Origin of the sequence: Microbispora amethystogenes, assembly GCF_016863015.1 — a bacterium.
In the GTDB taxonomy this organism is placed as follows: Bacteria; Actinomycetota; Actinomycetes; order Streptosporangiales; family Streptosporangiaceae; genus Microbispora; species Microbispora amethystogenes.
The window spans coordinates 41,398-57,447 of sequence record NZ_BOOB01000047.1 but is presented as its reverse complement, the minus strand read 5'-3'; the positions used below and the strand labels follow the sequence as shown (position 1 = coordinate 57,447).

Sequence of the window (16,050 nt, the reverse complement as noted above, 5' to 3'; positions counted from 1 at the left end):
GTCGCCGGAGCCGTCACACGTGCCGTGTTGTCCGGATGACGGCGGCGCCGAGAGGAGCCAATGTGATCTCCTCGGTTGCCGCGGCGCCCGTCAGCAGGTCGATTCCCGAGCGGTCCAGGGGAACGGCGACGTCCTCGTCGGGGCTGTGGTTGAGGAGGAAGAGGTACTCGTTCCCCCCGCCCTCCCGTACCGTGCACTCGACGTGGGTGGGCAGGCCCGGGAAGGGATCCGTGACCCCGGCCGTCCGGACCTGGTCCAGAAGGACGGCATGGAAGGCGGCGTCGTCCAGGAGAGTCGCGAAGTAGACGACCCGGCCGGAGCCGTAGGCGTTCGCGACGATCGCGGCGCGTCCTGCCAGCGGCCCGTCGGCGTATCTCGCCAGCGCGGTGCCGGTCTCCAGATGAATGTCCTCCCGCCACCAGCTCGCGGTGGCGGTACGCCCGTCGGCGAACCGGACCGCGAACCGCTCTCCGGGACGCGCCGGCCAGTACTCGTCGATCTTCGCCCCGATGAGGTGGCGGAACGCCCCCGGATAGCCGTGGGGGCGGACGCGGTCGCACTCGTCCACGACCCCTGAGAAGAAGGAAATGACGACGGTGCCACCGGCGCGGGCGAACTCGGTGACGGCTGCGACGCCCTCGTCGCCGATCAGGTACGCGTTGGGGATGATCAGGACCTTGTACGGCGCCAGGTCACTTCCGGGAGACACGACGTCGATGGTGTGGTGGTGTTCCCAAAGCGGCCGATGATGGCGCAGCACGCTTTCGCCATAGTCGAAGTCGTCACGGGGCAGCCATCCGGTGTCCTCCAGCCCCCACCGGCCATCCCAGTCGAACAGGATCGCGACGTCGGCGCAGCGCATGGTCGTACCCGCCACCGGGGCGAGGAGACTCAGCTCGTGTCCCAGGCCGGTGATCTCCCGGAAGGTCCGCGAGTCCGGCCCGGAGTGAGGAACCATCGCGGAGTGGAAGCGCTCCACCCCGCCCCGGGCGGCCCGCCATTGGAAGAACATCACCGAGTCGGATCCACGTGCCAGCGCCTGCAGCGAGCCGAGCCGCATCCGCCCGGGTTCCTTGGCCAGGTTGACGTCTCTCCAGTTGACGGCGCTCGCGGCCTGCTCCATGACCATCCACGGCTGACCGTTCTTCAGCGAGCGGAACATGTCGTAGTGGAATGCGGTCGATATGTGCGATCCCGGGTCGCCGGGGTCGGGGTAGACGTCGAGGGCGGCGACGTCCTGTTCCGGCGCCCACCTCCAGTAGTCCGCGTGCGGGTAGAAGGACATCAGGTTGGTCATGATCGGGATGTCGTCGCGGAAGGAGCGGAGGATGTCACGCTCGGCGAGGTAGCACTCGAGCAGAGAGTCGGAGGTGAAGCGCCGGAAGTCGAGGCGGCGAGCGGGGTTCATCCAGACGCCCATGACATTGGCCACCTCGATCTGGTTCCAGTCCGTGTAGACCTGGCCCCAGAAGCGGGTGGTCCAGGCGGCGTTGAGGGTGTCGAGGTCGCCGTACCTGCGCTGGAGCCAGCGGCGGAAGCCCTCGGCGGCGGCCTGGCTGTACGACGTGGGGCCGTATTCGTTGTTGACATGCCACATCGCGAGAGCCGGGTGGAATGAGTAGCGCTCGGCGAGCCGGGTGACGATGTTCGCGGCGTACTCACGGTAGACAGGGGAGGCGTGGTCGAAGTGCTGACGGCTGCCCAGGCCGAGGGGCCGGCCGTCCTCCATGATGGGGAGAACCTCCGGGTGCAGTTGGGTGAGCCAGGCGGGCGGCACGGCGGTGGGGGTGGCCAGGTTGACGCTGACGCCGCCCTCGTGCAGGAGGTCCATGACCTCGTCGAGCCAGCCGAACTCGTACTCCCCGGGCGCTGGTTCGATCGCGACCCAGGCGAAGATCCCCAGCGAGACCAGGTTCACTCCGGCCTCACGCATCAGCCGGACGTCCTCCCGCCAGGTGGCGCGGTCCCACTGCTCAGGGTTGTAGTCGCCTCCGTAGGCCAGGCCGCCCAGGCGGCTCCTGAAGGCGTGCATACGAGGGTTGGTCATGTGACGCTCCTTGGCGAGCCGTTACGAGCCCAGCCACCGCGGTCCGGTGGCTGGGCCCGGCACTGTCACCTGCGGTCAGGACAGGTGATCATGCGTACGGGTTCTGGGTGAGCAGGTGCGCCTTGTAGCCCTCGCCGATGCCGGGCTCGGGCGTGCCGGCGTAGTCCTTGATGAGCACCGCGCCCGTGCTGCAGCCCCACGGGCTCCAGGTCCAGGCGAGGTACGACACGCCGTTCTTGTCCGCCCACTTCGTGAGCTGGTCCATGTAGTCGTAGCCGCAGTTGTCCGCGCCGAACTCACCGGTCACCACGGGGACCTTCGCGGCGAGCGGAGCGACCTGGCTGTCCCAGCAGGACGCCGTGGCGCAGGCGTTGAAGCTGTAGGAGTGCCAGGATGCGGCGATGTTGTTCAGCGGGTCGTTCGGCTTGTACGCCAGCCACTCCCGCATGTCGTTGGCCCACTCCAGGCCGCCCACCATGAGGACGTTGGTCGCGCCGGTCGCCCGGACCGCGTCGACGAGGTCCTGCATGCCGGCCACCTCATAGGGAATGCCGGTGCAGGTGCCGCCGTCACGCAGGCACTGCCAGCCCAAGGTCTTGTTCCAGTCGCTGCCGACCTCCGGGTACGGCTCGTTGAACAGATCGAAGACCACCGCGTTGTCGCCCTTGAAGGTCTTCGCGACGCCGGTCCAGAACTGGGGAGCGTACTGCGCGTCCGGCATCGGCTTCTGGCACGTCGCGGTGGCGTCCTTGCAGTGCCAGTCCGGTCCGTTGCTGTAGGCGCCCGAGGTCCAGTGCAGGTCGAGGATCGGCGTGATGCCGTTGGCGACCAGCAGGTCCGCGTACTTCTTGACCTCCTGCTGGTAGGCGGCGCCGCTGGGCGAGCCGTTGAGGCCGAGCCAGCACTCCTCGTTGAGCGGGATGCGGACGGCGTGGATGTTCCAGCTCTTCATCGCGTCGACCGACGCCTGGTCCACCGGGCCGGAGTCCCACATCCCCTTGCCCTGGACGCAGGCGAACTCGCCGCTGGAGCGGGAGACGCCCAGCAGCCGGTACGGCTTCCCGGCCGCCGTCACGATCTTGTTGCCGGAGACGTGCAGCTGCGGTGCGGGGCCACCGGGATCAGGGCTGGGGCTCGCGCTGGGACTTGCGCTGGGACTTGCGCTGGGACTTGAGCTGGGACTTGCGCTGGGGCTCGCGCTGGGGCTGGGGGACTGGCCGGTGCACGCGACACCATTGACCTTGAACGCGGTGGGAACCGGGTTGCTCCCGCTCCACTTGCCGATGAAGCCGATCGACACCGAGGCGCCGGTGGCCACATTGGCGTTCCAGCTCAGGCTCTTGGCGGTGACGTGGGTGCCGGACTGCGACCAGTCGGCGCTCCAGCCGTTGTTCACACCCTGACCGGCATTGGGGAAGTCGAACTCCAGCGTCCAGCTGGTCAGCGGGTCGCCCAGATTGGTGATCGAGACGTCACCCTGGAAGCCGCCCGACCACTCACCTGCGACCTTGTATTTCACTGAGCAGCCACTGGCGGCGGCTGAGGCCGGTGCATTCACGAGCGCGGCGCCCGCGGCCACGAGGCCGACGGCCGCCGTCACTAACGCGACGCGGTGTTTCATTGGGCTTTCCTCTTTCTCCTTTGCGGATCCGGAGATCTGCCGCCTCACGACTGGATCCGATGGTCGTAGGCGGGAGCCTCGCCGGCGGCCACGACGGCCGCCGCATCGATGTCGAACGAACGGCCGCGCGCCTCCGGGTCCGGCGAGGCGGCGGCCAGGAGCCGGGTGTAGGGGTGCCGCGGGGCGAGGATGACCTCGTCGGCCGGGCCGCGCTCCACGACCCGGCCTCGGTAGAGCACGAGGATGTCGTCGGAGAAGTGCCGTGCGGTGGCCAGGTCGTGGGTGATGTAGAGAACGGCGAGGTTCTCCTCGCGCTGCAGGCGCGCCAGCAGGTTCAGCACGCCCAGCCGGATGGAGACGTCCAGCATCGACACGGGCTCGTCGGCCACGACCACCTTCGCCCCCGGCGCGAGCGCGCGGGCGATGGCGACCCGCTGCCGCTGGCCGCCGGACAGCTCGTGTGGGCGGCGGTGGACGATGTCGCGTGCCGGTAGGTTGACCCGTTCCAGCAGGTCGCCGGCCTTCTTCCGGGCCTCGGCACCGGTACGGGCCCGCCCGTGCAGCAGCAGCGGGCGGATCAGATGGTGCTCGACGGTGTGGAAGGGGTTCAGTGAGGAGAACGGGTCCTGGAACACCATCTGCACGTGGTCGCGGTACGCCCGATCGGGCACCCGGCCGCCGTCGTCATCCTGCACGACGACCTGTCCGGCGGTGGGCCGTTCCAGCCGGGCGATGATCCTGGCGATCGTGGACTTGCCCGAACCCGACTCCCCGACCAGGGCGACCGTACGGCCGGGCGTGAGCGTGAACGAGACGTGGTCCACCGCCCGCAGCCGCCGTCCGCGCAGACCGGTCCGGATGCGGAAGTCCTTGACGAGGTCCTTCACGTCGAGCGTGGTCACCGCGCACCTCCGGTGGCCTCACCGGTGCGGACGAACGCGCCGCGCTCACCCGTGAGGCTGGGAAACGATCCGAGCAGGCGCCGGGTGTAGGGATGGCGGGGCCGGGCGAGGACTTCCTCAGCCGCCGCGCACTCGACGATCTCCCCGCCCAGCATCACGGCGATGCGGTCGCTCACCTCAAGGAGAAGGGGAAGGTCGTGGGTGATGAGCACGATCCCGAATCCCAGCTCGTCGCGCAGGCGCAGGATCTCGCGGAGGATGCCTCGTTGCACCACCACGTCGAGGGCGCTGGTCGGCTCGTCCATGATCATGACCTGCGGGTCGAGCAGCATGGCCATTGCGATCATGACGCGCTGTCGCATGCCTCCGGACAGCTCGTGGGGGTAGGAGCGCAGCCGCGCGGGGTCCACGCCCACCAGCTCCAACGCCCTGGCGCAGCGCGCCCGGCGGTCGTGCCGCGAGAGCCGGGGGCGGTGCGTGGTGAGCACGTCCTCCAGTTGCGCCCGGATCGTCATGACAGGGTTCAGCGAGTTCATCGCTCCCTGGAACACCACCGACATCTGCGACCACCGGAAGGCCCGCAGCTCGCCGGACGGCAGGGCGAGCACGTCCGTGTCCCCGCCGTCCCGGTGATGGAATGTGACCGATCCGGCGGTGACCTCCGCCGGCGGCCGGTGCAGGCGGTTGATCGCGTACGCGAGCGTCGTCTTCCCGCTGCCCGACTCGCCGGCCAGGCCCAGGATCTCGCCCCGCCGCACCTCCAGCGACACGTCCTTGACCGCCTGCACCGTGTTTCCGTAGGTCACCGACAGGTTCCGCACACTCACGACGACGTCCTGCGAGGGCCGCCCGACCGGCGCCGGCTCGCGCCGCGGGTGCCGGATCCGGCGTGGTACGGCGCGCAGCCTGGGGTTGATGATCTCGTCGATGCTGAAGTTGACCAGCGCGAGGCCGCATCCGAACAGCGCGATGATCAGGCCCGGCGGCGCGAACCACCACCACGCGCCGCGTTGGAGCGCGAAGCCGTTCTGGGCGTAGTAGAGCATCGTGCCGAGGGTGGAGGAGTTCGAAGCGCCGAGCCCGAGGAACGACAGACCGGCCTCTGACAGGATCGCCGCGATCACCGAGAACACGAACTGGGAGGCCAGCAGCGGCAGGAGGTTCGGCAGGATCTCGACGGTGATGATCCGCCATGCCGGCTCCCCCGCCACGCGGGCGGCCAGGACGTACTCCCGGTTGCGCAACGTCAGCGTCTGCGCGCGAAGCACCCGGGCCGACCCGGCCCAGCCGGTGATCGCGAGCACCACCGCGATGGTCCACGCCCCTCGCTGCTCGGGCGGCACGAACGCGGAGATGACGATGACCAGTGGGAGACCGGGTATCACCAGCATCACGTTGGAGAACAGGGAGAACGCCTCGTCCACCACGCCGCCGACGTAGCTGCCCACGATGCCGAACAGCGCCGACAGGACCGTGGCCATCACGCCGACGAGCACGCCGATGTACAGCGATCCCCTGGTCGCGTACGCGATCTGGGCCAGCACGTCCTGGCCCATCTGCGTGGTGCCGAGGACGTGGCCTCCGCCGGGCGACGTCAGTCCGATGTCGTTGATCGCGTCCGGATCGCCGAGGAGGAGCGGGCCGGCGACGCCGAACAGGGTGATCGCGGTGATCAGGGCGAGCCCGGTGACCAGTTTGGGCGACAACCGGGGCAGCGCGGCGCGCCGGGGCGCCGGGGAATCCGGACCGAGATCGGTCATGCGTTCGCTCCCGCGCGGGTTCGGGGGTCGATAACGCTGTAGAGCAGGTCGACCACCAGATTGGCGCCGAGCACCGCCACGGTCGTGACCAGGAAGATGCCCTGCATGAGCGCGTAGTCGTTGTTCTGCACGGCCTCAAGCAGCTTGGAGCCGATGCCGGGGTAGGAGAACACCTGTTCGGTGACGATGGAGCCGGCCACCACGAACCCGAGGGAGATGGCGAACCCGGCGATCGACGGCAGTGCCGCGTTGCGTGCGGCGTACCAGATCATCACGCGCCTGTCCGGCAGCCCCTTCGCGGTGGCGGTGAGCACATAGTCCTCGGACAACGTGGACACCATCATGTTGCGTAGGCCCAGCAGCCAGCCGCCCACCGAAGAGATCACGATCGTCAGCGCGGGCAGGATGCCGTGGTGGACGGCCGAGCCGAGGAAGTCGAGGTTCCATCCGGGGGTGAAGTCGACGTCGTAGCCGCCGATGAGCGGGAACCAGCCCAGCGCGGACCCGAAGACGGCGACGAGGACGAGCGCCAGCCAGAAGTAGGGCACCGCCGCCAGCACCGTGGTCGCGGGCACCAGCGAGTCGAGCCAGGTGCCCCGCCGCCATCCCGCCACCATTCCCAGCCCGGCGCCGACCAGGACCGACAGCACCGTCGCGATGCCCACCAGCACGACCGTCCAGGGCAGGGAGGTCGCGATGACCTCCGAGACGGGCACCGGGTAGGCGCTGACCGAGATGCCGAAGTCGCCGTGCAGCATGTTGCCGAGATAGGACAGATACTGCTTGGCCAACGGCTCGCCCGTGTCGGTGCCGAGCAGCAGTTCGTAGGCTCTGCGAGCCTCGGGGTTCACCGAGCCGCCCCGCTGCTGCAGCTTCGCCATCAGGATGCTCACGGGGTCGCCCGGCATCATCCGGGGGATGAAGAAGTTCAGTGTGACCGCCGCCCACAAGGCGGCCAGGTAGAAACCGAACTTGCGGACGTAGTACCGCATCGGCTCACTTGCCCGTGGGCCTGAGCCGCAGATAGATCTCCGAGGCGTCCGGAGCCTGCCAGGCCGCCGGGAAGGCGTACAGGTCCTCCTTGGTCGGCCAGCCGGTGAACTTCCTGGCGTTGTAGATGTTGATCGTCCCCTGGGTGAGCAGCGGGACATAGGGCATCGACTGCTCGATGCGGGTCTGGATCGTGTCGAAGTACGGCTGCCGCGCCGCGGTGTCCGATACGTTGATCTTCTTCAGTGCGGCGATGGCCTTGTCCACGTCGGGATCGGAGAAGCGGCTGACGTTCGCGCCGGGCGTCCCGCCGACCTTGTCGGTGGTGTCGGTGCTGTAGAAGTAGCTGTAGACGTAGAACGGGTCGGCGGCCGGTCCCTGGAACAACGAGTCGAGCATCAGCTCGAAGTCGCCACGCCCCCGCGCGTCGGCCCATTCGTTGTACGACAGCTGTTGCGCGGTCACCTTGATGCCGGCCTTCGCCAGCTGCTGGCTCAGTGTGTAGGCCGCGGTGATGTAGTCGGTCCACCCGGCGACCGTCTTGAGTGTCAGCTTGACGGGCTTGCCGTCCTTGACGTAGATCCCGTCGGCGCCCTTGGCGTAGCCCGCGCTCTCCAGGATCTGCTGCGCCCTCGCCGCGTCCGGTCGCATCGGCGCGACCTTGTTCTGCAGCCGGCCGGAGATGACCGCCTGGTCCCGCTGCAGCAGGGCCATGCTCGGCGAGATCTCGGCGCTGGTGTTCTCGAATGCCAGCGCGTTCAGCTGGGTCCGGTTGACGGCATAGTAGATCGCCTGGCGGACGGCCGGGTCGGTCTGCGGGCCCTTGCACCCCAGGTCGGCGTTGGCGCAGGTGTCCAGCACCATCTGGTTCACCGGAGTGGTGATCAGCTTGTACCCGGGATAGCTCTGCTCCACGTTCGCGATGTCCGGCACCGGTCCGGTCTGCCAGTCGATCTGGCCGGCCTTGAGCGCGGTGGCGCCGGACTGGTTGCCTGACAACGAGGGGAAACGGATCTTCTTCACGGCGGGCTCGCCACCCCAGTGGTTCGGGTTCGCCTTCAACGTGAACGCCTGGGGCTTGAGCTCGTCCACCACGTAGGGCCCGGTGCCGACGGGCTCGCGCAGCTGCTCCTTCGTGGGGTCGGGAATGTCCTTCCACTTGTGCTCGGGCACGATCCAGATCCGGCCGAGCACCTGCGGGCCGTCCACGAAGGCCGGCTCGTCGAATTTGATCACCACGTGGGTGGCGTCGGTGGCGGTCGCCCTGCCCTGGTAGCCCGTGCCGTTCATGGCCTTGTGCTCCGTGATCATTTTCAGCGTGAACACGACGTCGTCGGCGGTGAACGGCCGGCCGTCGGACCACTTGACGCCGCTGCGCAGCGAGATCGACAGCTCCGTGCCGTCGTCGTTCCAGGAGAAGCTCTCGCCGAGCCGGGGCCTGGGTGCGCCCTCGCTGCGCACGGTGTTGTAGAAGAACAACGGCTCGAAGATCGTTCCCCCGCCGCCGAGGGCCCCCGGCAGGTACGGGTTGAAGATGGGCTGGATGTCACCTGACCCGCCGGTGTACACGACCAGAGGCTCGGAGGAGGCCGCCGATCCGTCGGCCCCGGACGTCGCTCCGGCCGCCTGTCCCGGCGAGCCTCCGGACGATGAGCATCCGGCGACCAGTGTCAACGCAGCGAGTCCGGCCGCCGCGCGGGATGTCTTGATGGACATAGCGGGAAAGTCCTCTCGAACGATGCTGAGCATTGTTAATTCGCTGACTTAAGTAAGTCAACGGGTCGTGAAAATTTCAGGGCCGGCCGCTCCGGCGTAGTGTGCGGCTCTATGGGGTCGCGAAGCGGGCTTGTACGCTCACCGCAGGCCGACGGGATTCAGGCCAAGGCGGGGTGGCAGTGAGCACAGGAGCAAGGGCGAAGCCGCACGCGAGCAGCAAGGCCGCCGTCCTGGACGCGATCAGGGCCGCGGGCACGATCAGCCGCGTCGGGCTGGTCGCCGCCACCGGCTTCACCGGGCCCACGATCTCCGCGCTGGTCCGCCGGCTCATCGAGGAGGGCCTGGTGGTGGAGACCGGCCGCGCGGAGTCGACGGGTGGCAAGCGGCGGATCCTGCTCCAGCTCAACCACACCGCCCGCTACGCGGTGGGCGTCCATCTCGACCACGGCGCCATGACGTACGTCCTGACCGATCTCGCCGGAACCGTGGTGGCCCGCATCGTGCGGCGCGGCGCCGGCGCGGAGGAGCCGGACACCGTCGTGTCGCGGACGGCCGAGGAGATCTCCAGGCTGATCGAGAGCATCGGCGTGCGGCGCGGACGCGTGCTCGGCGTCGGCCTGGTCTCTCCCGGCCCGCGCAGCTCCGCTCCCGGGGTGGGCCTCGCGCCGCCGACCATGCGGCACTGGGAGGGGTTCCCGCTGGGCGAAGCGCTGGAGCGTGCGACGGGCCTGCCGGTGGTGCTCGACAACGACGCCACCGCCGCGGCGCTGGGTGAGCACTGGTCGGGCGGCTTCGGCGGCGCCACATCGGCAGCGGTCGTCTATCTCGGTACGGGGATCGGCGCCGGCCTGGTCATCAACGGCATCACCTACCGCGGCCCCAACGGTAACGCGGGCGAATTCGGGCACATCTGCGTCGACATGGACGGCCCTGAGTGCTGGTGCGGAGCCCAGGGCTGCGCGGAGGTGATGGCCGGCACCGCCGCGGTGGTGACGGCCGTGCAGGCGGACGCCGCGCTGGCCGAGGCCGTCGGCCTGGGGGCCCGTGGGAGGCACGGCTCGACCGCCGCCGACTTCGCCGCGATCAGCCGGGCGGCCTCCAGGGGCCAGCCGGGTGCCCTGGCGCTGCTCGAGAGGTCGGCCCGCTACATCGCGGCGGCGGCCCGTAGCCTGGCCAACATCATGGACCTCGAAGTCCTCGTGCTGACCGGGCCGGGCTTCGCGATCGCGGGCTCGGTCTACCTCCCCGTCGTCCAGCAGGAGCTCCAGCGGACGGCCTTCTCGCGCGCCGCGCAGCCTGTGGACGTACGGCTCTCACGCTCGGCCGCCACCGCCTCCGCCGTCGGCGCCGCCGCGCTGGTGCTGGAGTCGGAACTGGTGCCCCTCAGCCAGGCCGCCCGCCTGCCGGAGAGGCTGGACGCCGAGCCCGTCGCGCTTCCCTATTCCCTCGTCGCGTCGGAGGTTGACTAACTTCGATAGTTTAAGTAAGCAAGTAGCGCAGACGGCTACTCGGCACCCGAGGGAAGAGGGCACATGATCCGCGAGATGTTGCACGACCGGTGGCGTCTGCGGGTGGTCGGAGGACCCGTCCCGGAGGCGGTCGCCGACTGCGACATCCCGGCGCGGGTGCCGGGCAGCTCTCACCTGGATCTCATGGCGGCGGGTCTTGTTCCGGACCCGTACCTGGACCGGAACGAAGCGGAACTGGTGTGGACGCACCGCGCCGACTGGAGGTACACGACGACCTTCCAGACGTCGGCCGCGCGACCCGGCGAGCGAGTGGACCTGGTGTTCGACGGCGTCGACACGGTCGCGACGGTGCACCTCAACGGACGGCTTCTCGGTCATACCGCGAACATGCATCGCGGATACCGCTTCGACGTGGGTGCGATCCTGCAGGACGGCGCGAACGAACTCGTGGTGACGATCCGCTCCGCCCTGAACCACGCCGAGGAGGTGGAGGAGAAACTGGGCTCGCGCATGCGCGCCTACCCTCATCCCTACAACGCCGTCCGCAAGATGGCCTGTTCGTTCGGCTGGGACTGGGGCCCCGACCTGCAGACAGCCGGCATCTGGAAGCCGGTGCGGCTGGAGCGTTGGGACAGCGCCCGGCTCTCCCGCGTACGCCCGCTGGTGACCGTGGACGCCGACGACACCGGCCGCGTCGAGGTACACGTGGACCTCGACCGCGTCCGCGACGGCCGCTACAGCATCAGGGCCGATGTGGGAGGCCGTTCCGAACTCGTGCCCGTGTCCGGAGGCGCGGCGACGGTCACCGTGCTGGTGCCGCAGGTGAGCCTGTGGTGGCCGGTCGGCTACGGTGACCAGCCGTTGTACGACCTGACGGTCACGCTGCTGGAGGACGACCAGCCGGTGGACGTCGCCCGGCGACGTGTCGGCTTCCGCACGATCGCCCTTGACACCGAACCCGACTCGACAGGCAGCCCGTTCACCTTCGTCGTCAACGGCAGGCCCGTCTTCGCCAAGGGCGCCAACTGGATTCCCGACGACCACTTCCTCACCCGAGTCGATCGTGAGCGGATCGCCCGGAGAGTCGACCAGGCCGTGGCCGCGAACATGAACATGCTGCGGGTCTGGGGCGGCGGCGTCTATGAGAGCGACGACTTCTACGACGTCTGCGACGAGCGGGGGGTGCTCGTGTGGCAGGACTTCCCCTTCGCCTGCGCCTTCTATGCCGAGGAGGAGCCGCTGTGGAGCGAGGTCGAGGCCGAGGCGCGGGAGAACGTCACCCGCCTGGTCTCCCGCCCCTCGCTGGCACTGTGGAACGGCAACAACGAGAACCTGGAGGCTTTCGCGGAGTGGCCCGGCTGGCGCGACACACTTCAGGGACGCACCTGGGGACTCGGCTACTACACCGAACTGCTGCCGAGGATCGTGGCGGAGCTCGACCCCACCCGGCCCTACACGCCCGGTAGCCCCTACAGCCCCGGCGACTCACGGCCGAACGACGACGACCACGGCACCCGGCACGAATGGGCCGTCTGGAACAAGGTCGACTACACCCACTACCGCGACCACATCCCGCGCTTCTGCGCCGAGTTCGGCTTCCAGGCACCGCCTACCTGGCGCACCCTGACCAGGTGGATCCATGACGAGCCGATGACGCCGAGCTCACCGGGGTTTCTGCTCCATCAGAAGGCCGAGAACGGCGACGTCAAGCTCGACCGGGGGATGGAGCCGCACCTTTCCGTGCCCGCCGCCTTCGAGGACTGGCACTGGGCGGCGCAGCTCAACCAGGCCCGCGCCGTCGCGTTCGGCGTCGAGCACTTCCGCTCCTGGTGGCCGCGTACGGCCGGGGCACTGGTGTGGCAGCTCAACGACTGCTGGCCGGTCACATCCTGGGCGGCGGTGGACGGCGACGGACGGCCCAAGCCCCTCTACTACGCCCTCAAGCACGCCTTCGCACCCCGGTTGCTCACCGTTCAGCCGAGGGACGGCCGGGCGGTTCTGATCGCCGTCAACGACCACGACGAGGCGTGGACGGGGACGGTTGCCGCGGTCCGGCAGACGCTCGCCGGCAACGTGCTGGCCGACGCCGACCTGACCCTCGTCGTGCCGCCCCGGTCGGTGGGTGCCGTCGAACTGCCCGGTGACCTGCTCGATCCCGCCGACGCGAAGCGGGAGGTGGTGGTGATGAGCGTCGGTGACGTCCGCATCTGTCACGTGTTCGCGGAGGATCGGGACCTGGCGTACGAGCCCGCGCCGCTTATCACGGCCGTCAGGAGGCTGCCCGGCGGCTACGAGGTCGAGGTGCGAGCCGTCTCCTTCACCCGTGACATCGCTCTGCTGGCCGACAAGGTCGCCGCCGACGCCCTGGTGGACGACATGCTGGTCTCACTGCCTGCCGGACAGTCGCACACCTTCCTCGTGCGGACCTCCGAGGTGCTGGACGACCCGTCCGCCCTGACCGCTCCCGGCGTGCTGTGCAGTGCCAACACCTTGACGGCGGTCGCGACGTGAGCGCGGGCACCCCTGTCGGCCTGGTGCTCGCCAGGCCACCACGCCTGCTGGGTGCGGAACCGTTCTTCCTGGAGTTCATCGCGGGTATCGAAGAGCTGCTCGCCGAGCACGACCGTTCCGTGCTGTTGCATGTCGTCAACACCCACGAGGCAGAGATCGCCGCGTACCGCCGGTGGGCGGACAACCGCATGGTCGACGCCGTGGTGCTGGTGAATCGTACGGTCGAGGACGTCAGACCCGCGGTCCTTCGCGAGATCGGGCTGCCGGCCGTGGTGGCGGGCGAGCCGGAAGGAGACACCCCGGCCGTCCGCACGGACGACGTCGGCGCGGTGCGGGAAGCGGTCGCCCACCTCAGCAGGCTCGGGCACCGTCGCATCGCCCGGGTCAGCGGTCCCACCGCCTTGATCCACACACGGATCCGCACCGAAGCGCTGTTCGACAGCATGAGGTCGGCCAGCATCGAGCCGGTCGTGCTGGAGGGGGACTACTCGGAGGAGTCGGGGGCGAAACTCACCGCCATGTTGCTGGAGCGGCCCGACCCTCCCACAGCGATCATCTACGACAACGACCTCATGGGGGTCGCGGGCCTGGGCGCCGCCAAGGATCTGGGTTGTGATGTTCCCGGCGACCTCAGTCTGATCGCCTGGGACGACTCCAGCCTGTGTCGCCTGGCATCGCCTCCGCTCACCACCATGAGTCTCGACGTGCACTTCTTCGGACAGTCGGTCGCCGCGTCTCTGCTGGAACTCGTCGAGGGAGGCCCGGTCGCGGAACGCCGGTGCCCGACCGCCACGCTCATCCCCCGAGGGACCACCGCACCGGCGAGCACCGCATGAGGAGCGCGTCACCCCACCCACCCGCCGGCCTACCCGGCACCCCTGGCTTGGAGCTTTGGTGATCGCTTTGTCCGCGGACGGCGTCGGCGTCGTCCTCGACCTCGCCGGCCCGCGCCCGCCGCGGGTGTCGCACTGGGGTGTCTGCCCGGGACCGCTCACCGGGCTTCCGCCGGTGCCCGGCCAGGATGTGGTGCCCAGCCAAGGCGACGGCTGGTTCGGCCGGCCGGTGCTGTCCGGGCGTCACGACAGCGGTTGGCGTCCGTCCCGTTTCACGCTGGCCGAGGCCGTCACCGTGAACGGAAGCCGTGTCGAGGCGCGTGCCGAGGACCCCGACTGTGGCCTGGGCCTGACGACTGAGATCGAGCTGACGCCTCAGGGTGTGCTACGGATGCGGCACACGCTCGTCAACACCGCCGCCTCGCCGTACACGCTGGACCGCCTGGCCTGCCTGATGCCGCTGCCCGCGCAGGCCGGCGAGGTGCTCGACTTCGCCGGCCGCTGGGCCAGGGAGCGGTCCCCGCAGCGGGCGCCGCTGCGCCAGGGCGCCTGGTCACGGGAGAACCGCCGTGGCCGGACCTGGTTCGACGCCGGCCCGCTCGTCGTCGGCACTCCGGGGTTCGGGTTCCGGACCGGCGAAGTGTGGGGGGTGCACATCGCCTGGAGCGGCAACCACGTCCAGTACGTCGAGCGGCTCCCGGAGGGGGACACCGTGCTCGCCGCCGGCGAGCTGCTCGAACCCGGCGAGGTACGGCTCGGCCAGGGGGAGTCGTACAGCACGCCGTGGGTGTACTTCGCGGCCTCCGACGCCGGTCTGGACGGGTTGAGCCGACGGTTCCACGCCATGCTGCGCGCCCGGGCGACCCATCCGGGATCGGCGCGACCGGTGACGATGAACACCTGGGAGGCGGTCTACTTCGACCACCGCGAGGACCGCCTGCTCGCGCTCGCCGACGCCGCGGCGGAGGTGGGTGCCGAGCGGTTCGTCGTCGACGACGGCTGGTTCCGGCACCGCAGGAGCGACGACGCGGGCCTGGGCGACTGGTACGTGGACGAGACCGTCTGGCCCGGCGGCCTGCACAAACTGGTCGGGCGGGTGCGCGAGCACGGCATGCAGTTCGGGCTGTGGTTCGAACCCGAGATGGCCAACCTCGACTCCGATCTGGTTCGTGCCCATCCGGACTGGCTGCTGGCCGACCCGCAGCGGTGGCCGCTACCCCGGCGCAGCCAGCACACTCTGGACCTGGCACATCCCGAGGTGTACGCCTACCTGCTGGAACGGATCAGCAGCATGGTGGCCGAGTACGGCATCGACTACATCAAGTGGGATCACAACCGCGACCTGGCCGAGCCCGTGCACGAAGGCGTGCCCGGTACTCATGCGCAGACCGAGGCCGTCTACCGGCTGCTGGACGACCTGCGCGCCCGGTTCCCCGCCCTGGAAATCGAGTCGTGCTCCTCCGGTGGCGCCCGGGCCGATCTCGGCATTCTGGAGCGCACCGACCGTGTCTGGGGTTCGGACAACATCGACCCCGTCGAACGCCAGCACATCCAGCGGTGGACCAGCCTGCTGCTGCCGTACGAGCTGATCGGCTCACACGTCGGCTCGTCCCCCTCCCACATCACCGGGCGCGTCACCACGCTCGGTTTCCGGGCTGCCACCGCTTTGTTCGGACATGCCGGGATCGAGGCCGACATCACCGCATGGGCCCCCGCCGAGCGGGCCGCGCTGGCCGAATGGATCGCCCTGTACAAGGAACTGCGCCCACTGCTGCACACCGGCGAGGTGGTGCGGGCCGACCACCCCGACCCCGCCGCATGGGTCCACGGCATCGTGGCCCTCGACCGGAGCCGGGCCGTGTACTCCTATGTGCAGCTGGAGACCGGCGTCGCGGAGCGGACAGCGCCGATGCGACTGCCCGGGCTCGACCCCGACGCCGAGTACGTCGTCGAGGTCATCCCCGGTGAGGTGTCCGGACCGCTCGACCGTCATCCCGACTGGGCGTCGAGCCAGGTGCGGCTCACCGGCCGCGCCCTCGCCGCCATCGGCCTGCCCGCCCCACGGTTCGCCGACAGACCAGGCACCGCCTTCCTGTTTCTCTGCCGCCGGGTCTGAGCGGCGGGGACCACAGCCGCACGTCGAAGACGAAGCGCGTCCTCCTCATTGTCAGAGCGGTCCGACCGGGAGGCCCGCGGCCGCC

The 16,050-nt window shown here is 69.5% G+C and carries 10 protein-coding genes; 4 read left to right on the top strand and 6 right to left on the bottom strand.

The features are described 5' to 3' along the window. Window positions 1–13: 13 nt before the first annotated feature. The 6 genes from Mam01_RS28745 to Mam01_RS28720 all read right to left on the bottom strand — a co-directional run bounded on the left by Mam01_RS28745 (window position 14) and on the right by Mam01_RS28720 (window position 9,036). A complete protein-coding gene (locus Mam01_RS28745; protein ID WP_239101700.1) occupies window positions 14–2,047 on the bottom strand; it encodes a beta-galactosidase in 2,034 nt (677 codons plus the stop codon). Window positions 2,048–2,135: 88 nt separating this feature from the next. Continuing rightward, window positions 2,136–3,566, bottom strand: a complete 1,431-nt coding sequence (locus Mam01_RS28740; RefSeq protein ID WP_204288342.1) for a cellulase family glycosylhydrolase — start codon at window positions 3,564–3,566, stop codon at window positions 2,136–2,138. Between the two features lie 146 nt (window positions 3,567–3,712). Beyond that, window positions 3,713–4,570 (bottom strand): ABC transporter ATP-binding protein, encoded by an 858-nt coding sequence (locus Mam01_RS28735; RefSeq protein WP_204288341.1) that lies wholly within the window; start codon window positions 4,568–4,570, stop codon window positions 3,713–3,715. Beyond that, complete coding sequence (locus Mam01_RS28730) at window positions 4,567–6,330, bottom strand: dipeptide/oligopeptide/nickel ABC transporter permease/ATP-binding protein (RefSeq protein WP_204288340.1); 1,764 nt, start codon at window positions 6,328–6,330, stop codon at window positions 4,567–4,569. The genes Mam01_RS28735 and Mam01_RS28730 overlap by 4 nt, the downstream gene beginning before the upstream one ends. After that, a complete protein-coding gene (locus Mam01_RS28725; RefSeq protein ID WP_204288339.1) occupies window positions 6,327–7,322 on the bottom strand; it encodes an ABC transporter permease in 996 nt (331 codons plus the stop codon). Before Mam01_RS28725 ends, Mam01_RS28730 begins: the two co-directional genes overlap by 4 nt. 4 nt (window positions 7,323–7,326) lie before the next feature. Next, window positions 7,327–9,036 carry an ABC transporter substrate-binding protein gene (locus Mam01_RS28720; RefSeq protein ID WP_204288338.1) on the bottom strand — a complete coding sequence of 570 codons (1,710 nt, stop codon included), beginning with the start codon at window positions 9,034–9,036 and terminating at the stop codon, window positions 7,327–7,329. A gap of 179 nt (window positions 9,037–9,215) precedes the next feature. On the opposite strand from Mam01_RS28720, the gene Mam01_RS28715 reads away from it, so the two are divergent. The 4 genes from Mam01_RS28715 to Mam01_RS28700 all read left to right on the top strand — a co-directional run bounded on the left by Mam01_RS28715 (window position 9,216) and on the right by Mam01_RS28700 (window position 15,965). Beyond that, the gene (locus Mam01_RS28715) at window positions 9,216–10,505 is read left to right on the top strand and encodes an ROK family transcriptional regulator (protein WP_204288337.1); all 1,290 of its coding nucleotides are present in this window, start codon (window positions 9,216–9,218) and stop codon (window positions 10,503–10,505) included. Between the two features lie 63 nt (window positions 10,506–10,568). After that, on the top strand, window positions 10,569–13,016 hold the full coding sequence (locus tag Mam01_RS28710; RefSeq protein ID WP_204288336.1) for a glycoside hydrolase family 2 protein: 2,448 nt from the start codon (window positions 10,569–10,571) through the stop codon (window positions 13,014–13,016). Further along, window positions 13,013–13,852 carry a LacI family DNA-binding transcriptional regulator gene (locus tag Mam01_RS28705; RefSeq protein WP_204288335.1) on the top strand — a complete coding sequence of 280 codons (840 nt, stop codon included), beginning with the start codon at window positions 13,013–13,015 and terminating at the stop codon, window positions 13,850–13,852. Before Mam01_RS28710 ends, Mam01_RS28705 begins: the two co-directional genes overlap by 4 nt. Window positions 13,853–13,910: 58 nt before the next feature. After that, window positions 13,911–15,965, top strand: a complete 2,055-nt coding sequence (locus Mam01_RS28700; protein WP_239101699.1) for an alpha-galactosidase — start codon at window positions 13,911–13,913, stop codon at window positions 15,963–15,965. Window positions 15,966–16,050 lie beyond the last annotated feature (85 nt).